Here is a 16,770-nt window from a genome sequence, read left to right as displayed (position 1 = left end):
GCCCGGATGTGTTCCGACTCCGCGCAATCTGCAACAGATCTGGGCGACTCAAGATGCTTGGGCGCCGCCACCTGTGCTGAGTCGCCTGAATGTGTTCCAACGTCGCCCGATTCGCAACACATTCGGGAAACTCAGCATGGTTGGGCCTTGCTGCGCTCGGCACTGCCGCGGAGATCACCGAGGTCGGGTCGACACCCAACCGGCCCAGTGTCAGACTCGGAACGTGACGATCGGCGACCGACAACAGCACTCCCAGCAGCTCAGCGGCGGGCTCCACGGAGCTGATCACGACCTCCTCGAACGCCTCAACGCGGCACATGCCGAAGCGCAGATGGTTGGATGGGACTTCTCTCGGCTGGATGGCGCACTCATCTCCGACAGTCCGTGGTGGGACTTCGAAACCGACTGCCTGCAGGCGCTGCGCGACTCTCGCATCGGAGCCCTGGATCTGGGAACGGGCGGTGGGGAGCGGTTGTCCGCGCTCCTGGAATCGCTCTCCCAAGAGTCCGCACAGCCGCCCGTGGTCGTCGCTACTGAAGGATGGCCACCCAACGTCCCCGTAGCGAGAGCGCAGCTCGCACCCCGCCACGTCGCGGTGCTGCAGTACGACTCGGATGCTGACGACGTCCTCGGCCTCCCTGATCAGTGCCAGGATCTGGTGATGTCTCGGCACGAGTCCTACGACGCGGCCGAGGTCGCCCGCGTCTTGGCCCCCGGCGGCAGGTTCCTGACCCAACAGGTTGACGGCTTCGACGCGCCCCAGATCCATGAATGGTTCGGGAGCGAGTACACCCACCCCGATGTCACCGTGGATGCCCACGCGGAGGCTCTGCGGGAAGTGGGGATGCGGATCGACCAGGTCGACCACTGGGAGGGATCGATGCAGTTCAAGGATGCTGTCGCCCTCGTCACCTACGTCGGCCTCGTCCCGTGGGACGCTCCCGACTTCACCGTGCAAGCGCACGCTCAGCGACTCTCCGACTTGAACACTGCAGCCCCCATCACCGTGACGCAGCGCCGGTTCCGGATCTACGCCACGAAGGAGTAGCGGCGGCCGACCAATGTTCCGCCTCCGTTCACCCGGTCGCGATAGCCTGGCGCGCATGACTGCATCGCTGACTGCCCTGGCCGAAGAACTCACCCGTCGGGGCCTCGTCGCCTCACCGGAGATCGAGGACACCTTCGTCTACGGGCTCGCCCGCTTTGACGCGATCGACGCCGAGGTCATGCTCAACGTCGACCCCGAGCCCGAGGAGCAGGAGGGCGAGCCGGAGCCGGCGGCGCTCGCCGACTTGGCGCAGCGGGTCCTCTCGACGCCCACGGCGGAATGGAAGGTGCTGCTCGACCGGGTGGCGTCGGAGATCGAAGAGGCCGTCGAGTCGGACGAGGTCATCGAGACCGCCGACCTGCGTGACGACCTCGTGCTGCGCTCGGTGATCGTCTTCATCGACGCCGTGCTGCTGTCGTTCGACGCGCCGAAGCAGTTCCCCGACAGCTCGGTGCTCGTGCAGCTCGACGCCGACCTCGCGTTCGAGGCCGTCGAGGTCGAGGCTGACGACGACGACGAAGAGGGCGTCGAGTCGATCAAGTTCTCGACCGTCGAGGAGCTGGTGCGCCGCCTCTCGATGTGAGTGCGGCGTCGGTCGCCGGAATGGCGGCTCCTCCGGTCCGTGAGCGTGTCGGAGGGGTGTCCGTGACCTGCACATCCCCGGTCCCTGAGCTTGTCGAAGGGCTGACATGGGCACGGTTGACGCGCGTCGTTCGACAACCCGTCCTCTGGGCAGTCCTCGGCCTGACCGCCCTCTACATCGCGCTCATCCTGCTGTTCGTCACGAACTTCGACGGCGGCTGCCGCGAGTCGTATCCGATGAGCTGCCAGTTCCTGGAAGTCGACCTGCCTGGCTTGCTCACCACGGTGCTTCTCCTCGCGGCCGTCGCTGTCGCCGCGGGCATCTGCGCCGCGCGTCCGCGATCGGTCGCGAGAGGAGCGCTGCTCGCTGCGCTCGGAGCCGGTGTCGCCGCCATCATGGTCCTGGGTTTCGAACTGTCGACGAATCCCGCTTGGGAGTGGCGGTACTGACTGCGAGTCGCCCGGTCAGTTGTGACGTTCCGGCCGCCCTGAGGCCGGTGCCGTCGACTTCGTGACGAGTTGTGACACCGGACGCTGGCCAGGAACCGCTCACACCGCCGACACTGTCCGCATGACTCTCCTCACGAACGACCTGGGCCCCGTCCCCTCCGTCTCCGCAACCGAGCGCGCGGACCGCCTCGCCGCCGCCGGCGCCTCATGGTCCGAGCGCATCGCCTCTGCGCCATCGAGTGCGGCGCTCACCTACCGTGTCTCCGGCTCCGGCGAGGGCTCGGTCGCGAGCGAGATCACCGCGGGCAAGCACCGCTTCCTCGTCGACGAGCCGCCTGCGCTGGCCGGTGACGATGTGGCGGCGAGCCCAGTCGAGTTCGCGCTCGGAGCGCTCATCTCCTGCCAGATCGTGGTCTACCGGTTGTATGCGAGCGCGTTGGGCATCCAGGTCGACGACATCGGTGTCGAAGCGGAGGGCGACCTCGACGTGCGCAACCTCTTCGGCATCACTGACGAGGTTCGCGCGGGGTTCTCGACGATCCGGCTGAACATCAACATCACCGGCCCCGAGACCGAGGACCGCTACCAGGAGCTGCGCGCCGCGGTCGATGCGCACTGCCCGGTGCTCGACCTGTTTCAGAACCCGACGCCGGTGGAGATCACCGTCTCGAAGGGCTGATCGATCTGCGCGTCGGAGACAGTTTCGCTTCAGGGGTGGGAGTTTCCCCCTGTCGTCGAGGACTAGCTCCATCCAGGGGCCGAGCAAGGTGGTCAACCACCTCTAAGCTCGGCGTATGAGCACACCAGAGTCTGCGGGGGCGACTCCGAATGAGGTTCCCCCATACACGCCGAACCCGCATGGGCAGTCACAGTATGGTGGGCAGCAGCAGCCGTATGCCCCGAACCCGCAGGCTCAACATCCGTACGGAGGATATCCGCCGGGTCAGAAGCCAAAGCCCTCCAGCGGTCTCGCTCTGACAGCCTTCATTCTGGGCATCGCAGCCTTTCTCCTTCCCTGGGTTCCGGTCCTGGGGGTCATGCTTGGGCTGGCCGCAGTTGTTGTGGGTATCGTTGCGCTGGTCAAGAAGCAGACTCGATGGATGGCCCTTGTGGGCACCATTCTTGGCAGCCTTGGGCTCATTACGGCGTTGATCATCACCCTTGCCTTCAGCTCATTCATGGCTGGGTTCGACAGCACCCAAGCGAAGGCCCCTGACAGTTCCACCAGTGCCAGCGAAACTCCTGACGCAGAGGCACCAGCGATCACCGAAGAGCCGACGGCGGTTCCGCCGCCTGCGCCGGCGGCACCGGATCTGTCTACGTTCGCTCCTACGGACGAACGCACGTTTGCGCTCATCGCTAAGGACCCAGACGCCTACATCGGCACCAACCTCATCGTCTTCGGGTCCATCACTCAGCTCGACTCTGCCACTGGTCGCTGCAACATGCTGGTCAGCGCTGGAGCGGCTCAGACCGAATTCTCTTACGACTACGGTCAGAACACTCTGGCGACCTCAGGCGACGGGGAATCCGACTGCCCAATTTTCGATCCGCTTGTTGAGGGAGACCATGTGAAAATGTGGGTGACGATTCTGGGCAGTTATAGCTACGACACTCAGATTGGTGGGAACACTACCGTCCCACTGTTCGAAGTGCTCCAAGCCGAGCTGCTTCCGGCCCAAGAGTACTAACAGCGATCTGTCTGCTGATCTGGAGGCGCTTTCGTAGCCCGCGCTACTTGTTCTCCGTCACCCCGTCGGCACCCGACGCGGAGCACGACACCGTCGCGTACGCGCCCGTCGACGTCTGCTCGGCGACCACGTCGCCGTCGACGGTGATCTTGCAGCTCACGGACCCGGTGTCCTCCGCGCCGTTTTGCACCTGGAGGGAGTAGGAGGCGAAGTCGTACTGCTGGCCGGCCTTGACCGTCAGCTCTTTGATGAATGGGAGCGCCTGACCGGAGGACTGCTCGGTGCTGCTGCTGCCGGCCGAGTACGTGGAGTAGGTGATGGAGGCGTCGGTGGCAGTGCCGTTGACCTCGTAGACGATCGAGATCTCCTTGTTGGCGGCTTCGGAGGACTTCGCTTCGGCGGTCTTCACGGCGTCGCTGACGAGTCCGGCGAACCCGGCTGTGTACGTGATCGCGAGGATGATGCTCAGGACGATCGCGATGGCCGAGACGATCGTGCCGGCGACGGCGAAGCCCTTCTTCCGGTTCTTGAGGCACAGCGCGATGATGCCGAGGACGAGGCCGACGAGTCCGACGAACCCAGCGACGTAGTTGAGGATCGGGATGAACGCCCCAATGAGCGCGAACCCGCCGACGATGAGTGCGGCGATGCCGAGGCCGTTGCCGCGCTTGCCGGTCTTCACCGGAGCCGGGCCGGGCACGGGCAACGGGTAGGGCTGGTTCTGGGCGGGCGGCTGATTCGAATACGACATGCGCGTGGTGCCTCTCTGCTGCGTTGGTTCCACCGTACCGAGGTCGACGCTCTGGATCACTGCCGTCTTCGGTTCGCGGTCCATGTCGACAGCGAAGGGGCGGGGCGTGTCAGCCCCGCCCCTCGGGTTGCTCGCGCCCGTCGCTACCGGCTCGCGTCGCGCACGAGGGCCGTGTCGACGAACTGCTCGAAGCGCACGATGAGTCCACCGCGGACGACGAAGTGGTGGGCCACCCGGGCGTTCAGCTCCTTACCCGTGCCGCGATGCGTCGCCGTGTACCGGGCGAGCACCACGACGTTCTCGCCGTCGACCACGTAGGTGTCGTCGTGCGCGGTCCAGTCGGCCCAGTCCGCGCCGAGTTGTTCCATCACGTTGCTCGTGACGCCCTCCGGCGTCCGGTACGTTCCGGCGAGCGGGAAGCCGGTCATCTCGGTCCACTCGACATCGGGGGCGAGGGTCGCGCGCAGTGCGTCGAGGTCGCCGGCGGCGGAGGCGAGGTATTGCCTCCGCACGACGTCTCGTGGTGCCGAGGACGGCTCGGTCGTGGTGGTCTCGTTCAGCCCCATGTCATCTCACCCTTCGCGACCTTCGGTCCGATCTGGGCGGCGATGAGCATGCCCGAGGACGGGTACTGCTCGACGAGCGCCTGCGTCACGGCCGCACCATCGGCGGACGCCGCGACGATCGTCTCGAACGCCTGCAGGTACGAGCGCGTGTAGTCGATGGCGGTCGCGTCGTTCGCGGTGTCGGGGAGGCGGTGGCCGGCGATCACGAGCTGCGGGTCGAGGGCCTGCATCTCGTCGAGGAGCTCGATCCAGGCTGCGCGGAGTTCCGGCGTCGCCGTGTCTGCGGTCCACACGTGCTCCTGCTGGAAGAGGAGGACGCCACCGAGGATGGCGCGGTGCTCCGCGTTCCAGAGGTACTGGCGGTCCGGGAGGGCGGCTGAAGCGCCCTTGAGTTCGAGGCGCTGGCCGTCGACGACGAGTGCGTCGCCGCTGAGCGGGGTGAGGGGGACGAGTCGCGTCGGCAGGTTCGCGCCGAGGGAGGCCCAGGCGGTCAGCTTGCCGTCGAACGACGCGTTGATGTGCTCGATGACGATGGGGGTGGCGACGAGCGCTGCGTCGGGGAAGGCGTCTGCGACGACCTCGAGGCCGAAGGTGAAGTCGGGGTCGGCGTGGCTGACGAACACCGTGGTGAGCGTCTTGCCGGAGTCGAGGATGGCCGCGACGAGGCGGTGGCCGTCGGCACGGGTGAAGCCGGCGTCGACGAGGAGCGCCTCGGTTTCGCCGGTCACGAGGACGGCGGACTTGTTCTTCGAACCGGCGGGGAAGTCGAGGTCGAAGACGTCGAAGTTGAGCGTCATGGTGGTGGATCCTTCGGTTGGACGAGGCTCGGTGCGCCCGAGTCGATGCCGCGGTGCGGCGTACATGAAGCTACAACAAAAGCTGACTCGTCAGCTATTCCTGATCTTTGGACGAAGATCTCCCGACCGATCGGCGGCCTGCCCCCGGCGTCTACTGTGGAGACGTGACGACTGAGAACGAGTTCGCTTCGGCGAAGGACGCGGCGAGTGATGCGCGCATCCTGGTGTTCGGTCGTCTGTTGGGTGCGGCGAACGGGCTCGAGTACCTGCTGGGCAAGGAGCTCGAAGAGCAGACCGGTCTCAGCCATTCGCTGTTCGAGCTGTTGCTGATCGTTGGCCGGGCGGGTGTCGGCGGGCTGTCGGTGCGGGACATCGCACAGGCGAAGGTCGTGACGTCCGGTGGGGCGACGCGGCTCGTGCATCGCGCCGTCGAGCAGGGGCTGGTGAGTCGCCGGGCCTCTGCCGACGATGGCCGGGTGCAGCTCATCGAGTTGACGGCGGAGGGTGAGCGGGCGGTCGTCGAGGCTGCTGGTCTGCATGCTCGGAACATCGAGCGGCTGCTGCTTTCCGTCCTGCCGGCCGAGAATCGTGCGGTCTTCGAGGAGTCGGTGAAGCTGTTGAGCAAGCACGCCTCGGGGGCGCTGCCGGTGATGCCGTAGGGGCGGCTCGGCTCCAGTTCGATCTGTGGGCTCGGTGCCTGCCCTCTGGTTCGCCGATCACCTGTTTGGCTAGGCTCGCCGCATGAGCAACGATGTCCCTCTCGTCCCGGGCGAAAACGCCTTCCCGCTCCACATCTTCGATGCCCTCGGCTTGGACCCGATCGTGTTCAAAGACCGCATCGGCGGGTCCGTGATGGTGATCGAGAAGCGACCCGAGGATGGGCCGGTGACGATCCTCACGTCCGGGGTGTCCCGGCTCGAGACCGACTCCGGTGAGCGGATCGAGCTCGCGGTGGAGGTCGTCGACGGTCAGCAGGGTGCCGCGATGGTCGCGCTGCGGATCGTGATCAACGAGATCGCGACCAACCGCCGGGTGCCCCCGGTGCTCGCTCCGTGGCGCAACGGGACACCGTTCCTCAACGGGACGGAGATCTCCGCGCTCCTGGTGACGCCGTCGCGCTGGGGTGCATCGTTCGACGAGATCCGGAACGAGGCCGGCCAGGTGGTCGGGCACGTGCGGACACTGCGGTTGCTCACCGACGGTGAGGCCGCGGTCGCGGGGGAGCGTGGGTGGGATGCGCTCGTTGCCGAGGTGGGTTCGGTGGATGGGATGTTGGATGTGGAGCGAGGCGAGCGGTTCGGGGAATGGGCGAAGTTCTGCGGCTAGAGCTTTGTGCTACACGCGTTGGCGCTCGTCAGGTGGCGGTGTCGTGAGACATGTGGTCCGCGCGTCAGATCGCTTCGTACCACGCTCTCGCGCCGTACGAAGGCATTGCGATAGCTGGCGCGCAGGACTGCATCATTGACTGCGCTGGCTGAAGAGTTCACGCATCGAGGCCTCGTCGCCTCGCCGCAGATCGAGGACACCTTCGTCTATGGGCTGGCCCGCTTCGACGCAATCGACGCCAAGGTCATGCTCAACGTCGACCCGGACCCCGAGCCCTAGGGGCAAGAGGGCGAGCCGGAGCCGGGGGAGCTCGCCGACTTGCCGCAGCGGGTCATGTCGACGCCGACGGTGGAGTGGAAGGTGCTGCTCGACAGGGTGGCGCCGGAGAGATGATCGTCGTCATCGACGCCGTCCTGCTCCCGTTCGACGCGCCGAAGCAGTTCCCCGACGGCTTGGTGCTCGCGCAGCGCGACGCCGACCTCGCATTCGAGGCCGTCAAGGTCGAGCCCGACCAGGGCGGCGAAGAGGGTGTTGAGTCGATCAAGTTCTCCACGGTGGAGAAGCTGGAGCCGTGGAGGTCGTTCTCAGCGAGGCGCACAGGCGCTGGGAGCCGAAGTTCGTGTGCCGTGCGGTAGCGAGAGCGACTCTCAGACGAGGTCGTCGAGGTGAACGCCTTAAAAGCCGCAGGAGAGCCGCCGAGTCGCTGCTAGATTTGCGCCAGCGGGGCTTCATCGCTGCATGTAGCTGAAATAGTTGCAGCTGGCGTTCCGGTCGCCAGTGACGACGAGGTAACGACCAGCAGTACTCCAATTGGAAGGCGTTATGTAGTAGTCCAAAATACCAGTTCAGGGTATGAATGAGGCAGCTAAGACTGACGTGTTGTAAGGAGTCTCCTGGTCGCGCGCCACCCCGAATTGAATGCATCCTCGGCGGCGTCCGCGTGCCCCGATAGCCTGGGAGCAGTCCTAGGAGAAGTAGCTGTAATGCGCGCTCAGACGCGTGTAGGAGGAACCACTGAACATGATCCGAGCCACATTCAATCGAGCGAAGCTTTCACCTGAGGAGCGCCTTGTCGATCACCGTGCGACCGGCCGGTCGCCGAAGGTGGTGACGTGGTAGTGGCCCTCAAGAAGTCAGACCTCTATGGCTCTCTCTGGGCGAGCTGTGACCAGCTCCGCGGCGGAATGGACGCGAGCCAGTACAAGGACTACATCCTGACCATGCTGTTCATGAAGTACGTCTCGGACAAAGCGAAGTCGGACCCAGACAGTCTCATCGAGGTGCCCGAGGGTGGCTCGTTCGACGACATGTTCGCCGCGAAAAACGACAAAGAGATCGGTGACCGCTTCAACAAGATCATCGGCAAGTTGGCCGACGCCAACGGACTTCGTAACGTCATCGACCAGGCAGACTTCAACGACCCGGAGAAGCTTGGCAACGGCAAAGAGATGCAGGACCGCCTCTCAAAGCTCGTGACTATCTTCCGCGACCTGGACTTTCGTGGTTCCCGGGCAGAAGGCGACGACCTGCTGGGCGACGCGTACGAGTACCTGATGCGTCACTTCGCCACAGAATCCGGCAAGAGCAAGGGGCAGTTTTATACACCTGCCGAGGTCTCGCGCGTCCTCGCGAAAGTCGTTGGCATCAATAACTCGACGCGCCAGGATGAGACGGTCTACGACGCGGCCTGTGGATCAGGATCCCTGCTGCTGAAGGCTGCAGCTGAGGCTCCTCGAGGGATGACGATCTACGGCCAGGAGAAGGACAACGCGACTTGGGCTCTCGCCAAAATGAACATGATCCTGCATGGCAACGCGACTGCGGAGATTCTCAAGGGCGACACAATCACGAGCCCGCAGTTCACCAACGGCAAGACATTGAAGACGTTCGATTACGTCGTGATGAACCCACCATTCTCTATCAAGTCGTGGAGCAATGGCCTCGAGGAGGACTTCGATCGGTTCGAGTACGGCATGCCGCCCGAGAAGAACGGCGACTACGCGTTCCTCCTTCATGCCCTCGCATCCTTGAAATCTGAGGGCAAAGCGGCCGTCATCTTGCCCCACGGCGTCCTTTTCCGCGGTAACGCGGAAGGTAACATCCGTCGGGAACTTCTCAAGCGTGGCTTCATTAAGGGCGTGATCGGTCTGCCGGCGAACCTCTTCTACGGCACCGGGATCCCGGCGTGTATCGTCCTCCTCGACAAAGAGAACGCTGTCGGTCGCAAGGGCGTATTCATGGTGGACGCAAGCAAGGGCTTCGTCAAGGACGGTAACAAGAACCGCCTCCGTGACCAGGACATCCACAGAATAGTTGACACCTTCAACCGTCAGCTGCCGATCGACGGATACTCCCGCATCGTACCGATGAGCGATATCGCCCATCCGAAAAACGACTACAACCTCAACATCCCGCGCTACATCGACAGCTCGGAACCCGAGGATATTCAGGATCTGTCGGCGCACCTGCATGGGGGGATCCCCAACCGCGATATCGAGGCGCTACAGAAATACTGGGATGCACTACCCTCGCTGAAGAGTGCGTTGTTCGAGCCTCTCCGCGAAGGTTACTCGAAGCTGAACGTCGACCCATCCGAGGTGCAGGAGTACGCCCTCCATCGCAGCGGGCTCGAGGCCATCCGCGCGAACGTCAAGGAGGTCGTGGACGCATGGTTCGAAGCGCACCGCGCAGCGCTGCTCGCCATCACTGCCGACACGAAGCCGAGTGACTTGATCCGTGGTCTCGGGGATGACCTGCTTACGCGGTTCAAGGACATGCCGCTGCTTGACGAGTACGACGTCTACCAGCAGCTCATGAGCTACTGGAACGACACCATGCACGACGACGTGTACCTGCTCATGACCGAGCTTGGCAACGGCGGATCTTGGGTGAGTACCGCCAAGCCTCGCCCGACAATCGAGGACAAGGAGCGAAAGATCAGTGAGGACGCCGATCTTGAGATCGGTAGCGGCCGCGCTAAGAAGAAGTTCAAGATGGACCTCCTCCCACCGTCCCTGATCGTAGCTCGCTACTTCTCGGATGAGGAGGCCGTCGTCGGTGCTCTCAACGCAAAGCTCGAGTCAGCCTCCGCCGCAGTCATTGAGCACGCCGAAGAGCACGGCGCTGACGAAGGACTTCTTGCCGATGCCATCAACGACAAGGGTGCATATACCAAGCAGCTCGTCACTGCGCTGATCCGAGAAGCGAGAGCTAGCGGTGACCGGGAGACACTCAAGTGCGCTCAGATTGCGCTTGAGCTGGTGGATAGTGAGGCCGCAGCTCGGAAGGCGGCCAAAGAACGCCAGGCTGCTCTCGACGAGAAAGTGCTGCGGAAGTTCGGAGAGCTTTCGGTCGATGAAGTCAAAGCCATCGTTCTTGACGGCAAGTGGCGTTCCACCTTGCGTAAACGCGTTGACGACGCAGTGAGCAATCTGACGCTCAAGCTCGTTGCGCGGGTGTCAGCGATCGGTGGCCGCTATGCCGAGACCGTCAGCGAACTGGATGCCGAACTCGAAATACTGGAGGCTGGCGTCGCTAAGCACTTGGCAGCAATGGGACTCCCATCGTGAGTGGGTGGGAAATGCGGCGCATCTCAGATTTGATCGACGGACTTGCTGCTGGCGTGAGTGTGCGCTCGGTTGATGGTGCCGGCCTCGGGCCGTCAGTGCTGAAGACCTCTGCTGTGGATCAAGGTCGATTCCTGCCAAATGAGGTGAAAACTATCCTCGCCGCCGATCGCGGACGTGCTCGCTGTAACCCCGTTGCTGGAAGCCTCATTATGAGCCGAATGAACACGCCGGCCATGGTCGGCGATGTTGGGTACGTGGACAAGACCTACCGCAACCTTTACCTACCTGACCGGCTGTGGCTAGCACGGTCGAAGCGGGGCGCGCGCACGGATATGCGATGGCTGACATACTTCTTCGCCTCGGAGCCGGGCGCAGCGCTTCTCCGGGGGCTTGCTTCGGGAACGAGCATGAGTATGCAGAGTATTCCGAAGGACCGCGTGCTCGCACTTGAGATTGAGACCCCGGATGCAGACGAGCAACGAGCTATAGGGGGCGCACTCGCAGTTGCCGAGCGTCTGATCGCGACGCTCGAGCGCCTACTGGCGAAGAAGCAGGCGATCAAGCGCGGCATGATGCAGGAGCTCCTGACAGGCCACACACGATTGCCTGGATTCACAGCAAAGTGGGACGAGCTACGACTCGGTGACCACGTCAGCTATGTCAAGAATGTCGCGCTGTCGCGTGCACAGCTCGACACGTCGTCAGCGCTCCGATATTTGCACTACGGAGACATCCACATGACCAGTTCGACAGTGCTTGATGCGGCGCGGGCGCCGATGCCGCGTGCGAGTTCGGCGATCGCGGGACGCGCTGGACTCCTTTGTGTTGGTGACCTCGTGTTCGCGGATGCATCCGAGGACCCTGACGGTGTCGCCAAGTCGGTTGAGATTACCGGGGTTCCACCCGAAGGCGTTGTTCCGGGCCTGCATACCATCGCAGCGCGGTTCGAGAAGCGTGTGCTCGCAGACGGCTTCAAGGCGTACGTGCAGTTCATTCCATCGTTCCGTACTCAGCTCCTGCGGCTCGCCGCGGGGACGAAGGTGCTCGCGACAACTAAAGCTCATGTCTCAAGCGTCGTTCTCAGCCTGCCCGCGGTCGTCGAACAACGGGCGATCGCAACTGTCCTTCGTGACGCCGACAAAGAGATCGCCGCGCTGGGTGTGCACCTCGCCAAGATGCGCGCCATCAAACAAGGCATGATGCAGCAGCTCCTCACTGGCCGCGTGCGGCTACCAGCGGAGGTAGCGAGATGACCGGCATCAATACAGAGTGGGCAATCGAGCAGCTCGACAAGTTCATCGAGCGGACCGTGATGCACAACGGCAGCGGTGATGGGTTCACCACGTCCGCGAACTATGCGGCTGCGCCCGATGCAGAGACCTCCAAGCAGGCGCAGACTGCCGAGAGGATCCTGGCGCGCGTCATTCCGAACTGGAGGGACGAACTCACAGGCAAGATGGCGAGCAGTCGCTGTGCGAAGCATTGCGAGGCAGCGATTCGCGCTTGTAAGGAACTCCTCCGTGCAGAGGAAACGCAGAACCTCGGAGACGGCGCACAGATCTGTCGGCCGCGGATCTCCGCCCATCGATCGGGAGCGGTGCGCGGTCGCTGGAGCAGTCGGGGCAGTACGTGCAAGGTTGTGTGCGACGCGGTGACGAAGCTCAACGCCGAGACGCAAAACAAGGTGGGGCGTCGGGATGTCAGCGAGACGGACCTCTTCCAGCAGACCCTCTGGCGGGATGAAGCGAAGCCCGGCAAGTCGCGCCTGCGTCGGATGCCGCCCGAAGATCGTGACACCTATCGGTCGCTGCAGCGCGGCGCTATGGCGTTCGCCGGGGGAGTCTTCGCCGGTCTCCGCAATCCGCTCTTGCATGAGGCGGATCAGGAATTGTACGAGCAGGTTGCGCTTGAGTACCTGGCGGCGCTGAGCGTGCTCGCGCGCTGGGTAGATAAATCAAATGTGGAGCAGTCAGGGGGACGTCATGAGCACAGTGGGACAGATCGAGAAGAAGACGCAGGACCGAGTCGTCAAGCTATTCAGGGAGCAGCTCGACTACGACTACCTCGGTGACTGGCACGACGGCAATCGCACCAACGGCATCGAGGCTGACCTCCTTACCCAGAGCCTGCGCGCTCGGAACTACGACGACGTGCTCATCACACGCGCCATCGAGCAGTTAAAGAAGGCCGCCGCGGTAGGCGTCGGCCACAACCTCTATGAGGCGAACCGGGATGTATACCAGCTGCTCCGCTACGGCGTGAAGGTCAAGGCAGCTGCCGGTGAATCCACGCAGACCGTCTGGCTTGTCGACTGGCAGACCCCGTCGGTCAACCACTTCGCCCTCGCAGAAGAGGTCTCGGTCCTTGGCCACCACACCAAGCGCCCGGATATCGTGCTCTACGTCAACGGGTTGGCGCTCGGGGTTTTGGAGCTCAAGCGCTCGAAGGTTTCGCTGACCGAGGGGATCCGCCAGTCCATCGGCAATCAAAGCAAGGACTTCATCCGTCCGTTCTTCGCTACCGTCCAGTATCTGTTCGCCGGCAACGATGCCGAAGGGATTCGCTACGGCGTCATCGATACGCCAGAGCGTTACTGGCTCGAATGGAAGGAAGAATCGGACGTCGACTCGCTGCTCGATCGTGCCCTACTTCAGATGTGCGCGAAGGATCGTTTTCTTGAACTGACCCACGACTTCATCGTCTTCGACAAGGGAGTCAAGAAGGGACCGCGCCACAATCAGTACTTCGGCGTCAAGGCGGCACAGGCACGCATCGCATCGCGCGAGGGCGGCATCATCTGGCACACCCAGGGATCGGGCAAGAGCCTGACTATGGTCTGGCTGGCGAAGTGGATCCGCGAATCTCACGTCGGCACCGACCCCCGTGTCCTTATCATCACCGACCGAAGTGAGCTCGACGACCAGATCGAGAAAGTGTTTAAGGGCGTCAATGAGTCCATTTACCGGACCAAGAGCGGCGCCGACCTCATCTCCACACTCAACACCTCCGAAGAGTGGCTCATTGGGTCGCTCGTGCACAAGTTCCGTGACAACACCGACAGTGCGGGAACAGACACCGACGGCTACATCGCTGAACTCAATGCCGCGCTCCCGAAGGACTTCCGCGCCAAAGGCAATATCTTCGTCTTCGTGGACGAGGCGCACCGCACGCAGACCGGCAAGATGCACCGGGCTATGAAGCAACTGTTGCCGGACGCGATGTTCATCGGTTTCACGGGCACTCCGCTCCTCAAAGCAGACAAGGCGACCAGCATCGAGACCTTCGGGTCGTTCATCCACACCTACAAGTTCAACGAGGCCGTGAGCGACGGCGTCGTGCTTGACCTTCGCTACGAAGCGCGCGACATAGATCAGGACCTCACCTCACCCGCCCACGTCGACAAGTGGTTCGAAGCTAAAACGAAGGGCATGACTGACCTCTCCCGTGCCGAGCTCAAGAAGCGCTGGGGCACGATGCAGAAGGTCGTATCCAGCAAGTCCCGCGCAGAACAGATCGTTGCCGACATCCTGCTCGACATGGAGACGAAGCCACGCCTCATGGACCGGCGCGGCAACGCGATGCTCGTTGGCGCCAGCATCTATCAGGCATGTAAGTTCTACGACATGTTTGTGAATGCGGGCTTCAAAGGCAAGTGCGCGATCGTCACTAGCTATCAGCCGAACGCCACGGAGATCTCAAAAGAAGACGCGGGTGCTGGCAAGACCGAGAAGCTCGCACAGTACGACATCTATCGCCGCATGCTGGCCGACTACTTCGACGAATCCGAGGACACGGCAATGGGGCGCGTCGAGGAGTTCGAAGCGGCAGTCAAGAAGCAGTTCATCGAGGAGCCTGGCCAGATGCGGCTGCTCATCGTGGTGGACAAGCTCCTAACGGGCTTTGACGCGCCGAGCGCCACCTATCTCTACATCGACAAGAAGATGCAGGACCATGGGCTGTTCCAGGCAATCTGCCGGGTCAACCGTCTCGATGGCGACGACAAGGATTACGGCTACATCGTCGACTACCGGGACCTGTTCAATTCACTCGAAAGTGCGATCAACGACTACACGACGGGCGCTCTTGAGGGGTACGAGAAGCAAGACATCGAAGGGCTGCTGACGGAGCGCATCGATAAGGCTCGGGATGATCTTAATGATGCCCTGGAGCGGATCCGTGCGCTCTGCGAGGCGGTGCTCCCGCCCAAGGGGACGGATCAGTACCGAGCATACTTCGTCGCGAAGGACGCAGGAGATGCCGCGCAGACTAAAGCCAATGAGCCGAAGCGCGTTGAGCTCTACAAGGCGGTCTCCGGCGTTGTCCGCGCATTCGCCAATTTCGCCAATGACATGGTCGACGCGGGCTACAGTCCTGCAGACGTCGAGAAGATCAAGAAGGAAATCGCGCATTATAACGACGTGCGCGCCGAGGTGAAGCTCGCCGCGGGCGAAGACGTCGATTTCAAGGCGTACGAAGCTGACATGCGTTTCCTGCTTGATACCTACATCAAAGCCGGCGCGTCCCAGGTGGTATCGAACTTCGAGGACACGGGACTCATCGACCTGATCGTGAAACTCGGCCCTACGGGCGCCATCGGCAAGCTCCCGGCCGGCATCAGGAAGAGTAAGGATGCGGTCGCGGAGACCATCGTCAACAACATGCGGAGAGTCATCATCGACGAGCATGCTCTGAATCCGAAGTTCTACGACCGGATGAGTGAACTGCTCGACGCGATCCTTGAAGAGCGACGCAAACGGGCCCTCGACTACGAGGCTTATCTTGCCAAGATCCTCGACGCTGCACAGCAGCTCGGCACCAAGGAAACTGGCAAGAGCTACCCGACGTGGGCGAAGCACGGCGGGCAGACGGCGCTCATCGATACGCTTGATGACGACGCCGACCTCGCCTTCACCATCGACTCTGCAGTGCGGAACGTGAAGAAGCACGACTGGATCGACAACCCGATGAAGCGCAAGCAGGTCCGGCAGGCCATCGCCCGCTTGCTACCTGATGGTGACGTCAGAGTCGACGCCGTCTTTGATCTCATGAGGTCGCGCGATGAGTACCGCTAGCGCATACCTCACCGTCCGCGGTTTCGATATCGACGTCATCCGCAAGGACATCAAGCATCTTCACGTCGGTGTCTACCCACCCGCGGGTCGTGTTCGCGTTGCAGCACCGTTGGGGTTCGACGACGAGCACATTCGATTGGCGGTGATCCAGCGGCTCGGTTGGATACGGCGGCAACGCAAGGAACTCCAGGGTGCCGCGCGTCAGTCCCTCCGCGAGATGGTTACGGGCGAGTCGCACTATGTCTGGGGGCTTCGGAAACGACTGAACGTCGTCGAGCGCCCCGGGCGCGCACATGTCGAGGTCGACGGCGATCGACTCACGCTGTATATAGCGCCGAATGCGTCGGTCGAGCAGCGCCGCACCTACCTCGGTCGGTGGTACCGCGATCAGCTCCGATCGGCCTTGACCGACTTGATCAGCACTTGGGAGCAACGCCTCGAGGTGACCGTGCCAAAGTGGACGATCCGAAAGATGAAGACGAAATGGGGATCGTGCAACCGGGAGACCCACGACCTCTGGTTCAACCTGGAGCTTGCCAAAAAGCACCCAGATTGCCTCGAGTACATTGTCGTGCACGAGCTCACCCACTACTTCGACCGAAATCATGGGGCACAGTTCGCAGCGCTGATGGATCGCAACTTGCCGGACTGGCGCTCACGCCGCGACGAGCTCAACGGGGCACCATTGGCGGAAGAGAACTGGACCGCATGAAGCTCACGCTCCTTGAATGCGAGAAATCCGGAGGGTTGGTGGATTCTCCGCGACGTGCCCACTTGGCTTAGCATCGCGCGCGCTCATCGCTTAGGGGTGAGTTGATTAGGTCGCGCCCGTTGCTCCCGTCTGAGAGATCGCCTATAGCAAGGCGTCGATCGTGATTGGACTTGCGCGATTCGTGCTAGGTAAATGACCGGCTCCTC

The 16,770-nt window shown here is 62.8% G+C and carries 17 protein-coding genes; 14 read left to right on the top strand and 3 right to left on the bottom strand.

The genetic code is table 11. The features are described 5' to 3' along the window. The first annotated feature begins 223 nt into the window (after positions 1-223). From IFR14_RS18565 to IFR14_RS18545, 5 genes are all read left to right on the top strand, one after another. Positions 224-1,048 (top strand): class I SAM-dependent methyltransferase, encoded by an 825-nt coding sequence (locus tag IFR14_RS18565; RefSeq protein WP_342365744.1) that lies wholly within the window; start codon positions 224-226, stop codon positions 1,046-1,048. 55 nt (positions 1,049-1,103) lie between these two features. Continuing rightward, on the top strand, positions 1,104-1,631 hold the full coding sequence (locus IFR14_RS18560) for a cytochrome C5 (RefSeq protein ID WP_191941899.1): 528 nt from the start codon (positions 1,104-1,106) through the stop codon (positions 1,629-1,631). A 116-nt stretch (positions 1,632-1,747) separates the two neighbouring features. Then, positions 1,748-2,080: a hypothetical protein gene (locus IFR14_RS18555; RefSeq protein WP_191941898.1), complete on the top strand. Its 333-nt coding sequence runs from the start codon at positions 1,748-1,750 to the stop codon at positions 2,078-2,080. Positions 2,081-2,201: 121 nt separating this feature from the next. Next, positions 2,202-2,759, top strand: coding sequence for an OsmC family protein (locus tag IFR14_RS18550; protein ID WP_191941897.1), 558 nt, complete (start codon positions 2,202-2,204; stop codon positions 2,757-2,759). A gap of 115 nt (positions 2,760-2,874) precedes the next feature. Continuing rightward, complete coding sequence (locus IFR14_RS18545; RefSeq protein ID WP_191941896.1) at positions 2,875-3,771, top strand: DUF4190 domain-containing protein; 897 nt, start codon at positions 2,875-2,877, stop codon at positions 3,769-3,771. 43 nt (positions 3,772-3,814) lie between these two features. On the opposite strand, the gene IFR14_RS18540 is transcribed toward IFR14_RS18545, so the two are convergent. From IFR14_RS18540 to IFR14_RS18530, 3 genes are all read right to left on the bottom strand, one after another. Then, positions 3,815-4,522: an MmpS family transport accessory protein gene (locus tag IFR14_RS18540; protein ID WP_191941895.1), complete on the bottom strand. Its 708-nt coding sequence runs from the start codon at positions 4,520-4,522 to the stop codon at positions 3,815-3,817. Between the two features lie 143 nt (positions 4,523-4,665). Further along, entirely contained in the window at positions 4,666-5,088 is a 423-nt protein-coding gene (locus IFR14_RS18535) for a nuclear transport factor 2 family protein (RefSeq protein WP_191941894.1), read from the bottom strand. Continuing rightward, positions 5,079-5,885 carry an MBL fold metallo-hydrolase gene (locus IFR14_RS18530; RefSeq protein WP_191941893.1) on the bottom strand — a complete coding sequence of 269 codons (807 nt, stop codon included), beginning with the start codon at positions 5,883-5,885 and terminating at the stop codon, positions 5,079-5,081. The genes IFR14_RS18535 and IFR14_RS18530 overlap by 10 nt, the downstream gene beginning before the upstream one ends. A gap of 164 nt (positions 5,886-6,049) precedes the next feature. Between IFR14_RS18530 and IFR14_RS18525 the strand changes: the two genes are divergently transcribed. The 9 genes from IFR14_RS18525 (at position 6,050) to IFR14_RS18485 (ending at position 16,564) form a co-directional block, all read left to right on the top strand. Then, on the top strand, positions 6,050-6,544 hold the full coding sequence (locus tag IFR14_RS18525; protein WP_191941892.1) for a MarR family transcriptional regulator: 495 nt from the start codon (positions 6,050-6,052) through the stop codon (positions 6,542-6,544). A gap of 82 nt (positions 6,545-6,626) precedes the next feature. Beyond that, complete coding sequence (locus IFR14_RS18520; protein ID WP_191941891.1) at positions 6,627-7,211, top strand: suppressor of fused domain protein; 585 nt, start codon at positions 6,627-6,629, stop codon at positions 7,209-7,211. A 135-nt stretch (positions 7,212-7,346) separates the two neighbouring features. Then, positions 7,347-7,490: a hypothetical protein gene (locus IFR14_RS18515; RefSeq protein ID WP_191941890.1), complete on the top strand. Its 144-nt coding sequence runs from the start codon at positions 7,347-7,349 to the stop codon at positions 7,488-7,490. 110 nt (positions 7,491-7,600) lie between these two features. Further along, entirely contained in the window at positions 7,601-7,846 is a 246-nt protein-coding gene (locus IFR14_RS18510) for a hypothetical protein (RefSeq protein WP_191941889.1), read from the top strand. A 477-nt stretch (positions 7,847-8,323) separates the two neighbouring features. Further along, positions 8,324-10,780 carry a type I restriction-modification system subunit M gene (locus IFR14_RS18505; RefSeq protein ID WP_342365743.1) on the top strand — a complete coding sequence of 819 codons (2,457 nt, stop codon included), beginning with the start codon at positions 8,324-8,326 and terminating at the stop codon, positions 10,778-10,780. An 11-nt stretch (positions 10,781-10,791) separates the two neighbouring features. Then, positions 10,792-12,033: a hypothetical protein gene (locus tag IFR14_RS18500; protein ID WP_191941888.1), complete on the top strand. Its 1,242-nt coding sequence runs from the start codon at positions 10,792-10,794 to the stop codon at positions 12,031-12,033. Next, positions 12,030-12,851 carry a TIGR02391 family protein gene (locus IFR14_RS18495; RefSeq protein WP_249407043.1) on the top strand — a complete coding sequence of 274 codons (822 nt, stop codon included), beginning with the start codon at positions 12,030-12,032 and terminating at the stop codon, positions 12,849-12,851. Before IFR14_RS18500 ends, IFR14_RS18495 begins: the two co-directional genes overlap by 4 nt. Beyond that, positions 12,763-15,852 carry a type I restriction endonuclease subunit R gene (locus IFR14_RS18490; protein WP_191941887.1) on the top strand — a complete coding sequence of 1,030 codons (3,090 nt, stop codon included), beginning with the start codon at positions 12,763-12,765 and terminating at the stop codon, positions 15,850-15,852. Before IFR14_RS18495 ends, IFR14_RS18490 begins: the two co-directional genes overlap by 89 nt. After that, complete coding sequence (locus IFR14_RS18485) at positions 15,839-16,564, top strand: M48 family metallopeptidase (RefSeq protein WP_191941886.1); 726 nt, start codon at positions 15,839-15,841, stop codon at positions 16,562-16,564. The genes IFR14_RS18490 and IFR14_RS18485 overlap by 14 nt, the downstream gene beginning before the upstream one ends. Positions 16,565-16,770 lie beyond the last annotated feature (206 nt).

The organism is Plantibacter sp. CFBP 8775 (assembly GCF_014839505.1).
Taxonomy (GTDB): Bacteria; Actinomycetota; Actinomycetes; order Actinomycetales; family Microbacteriaceae; genus Plantibacter; species Plantibacter auratus.
Note: the sequence above shows the minus strand (reverse complement) of the source record. Positions and strands in the feature narration are given on the sequence as shown.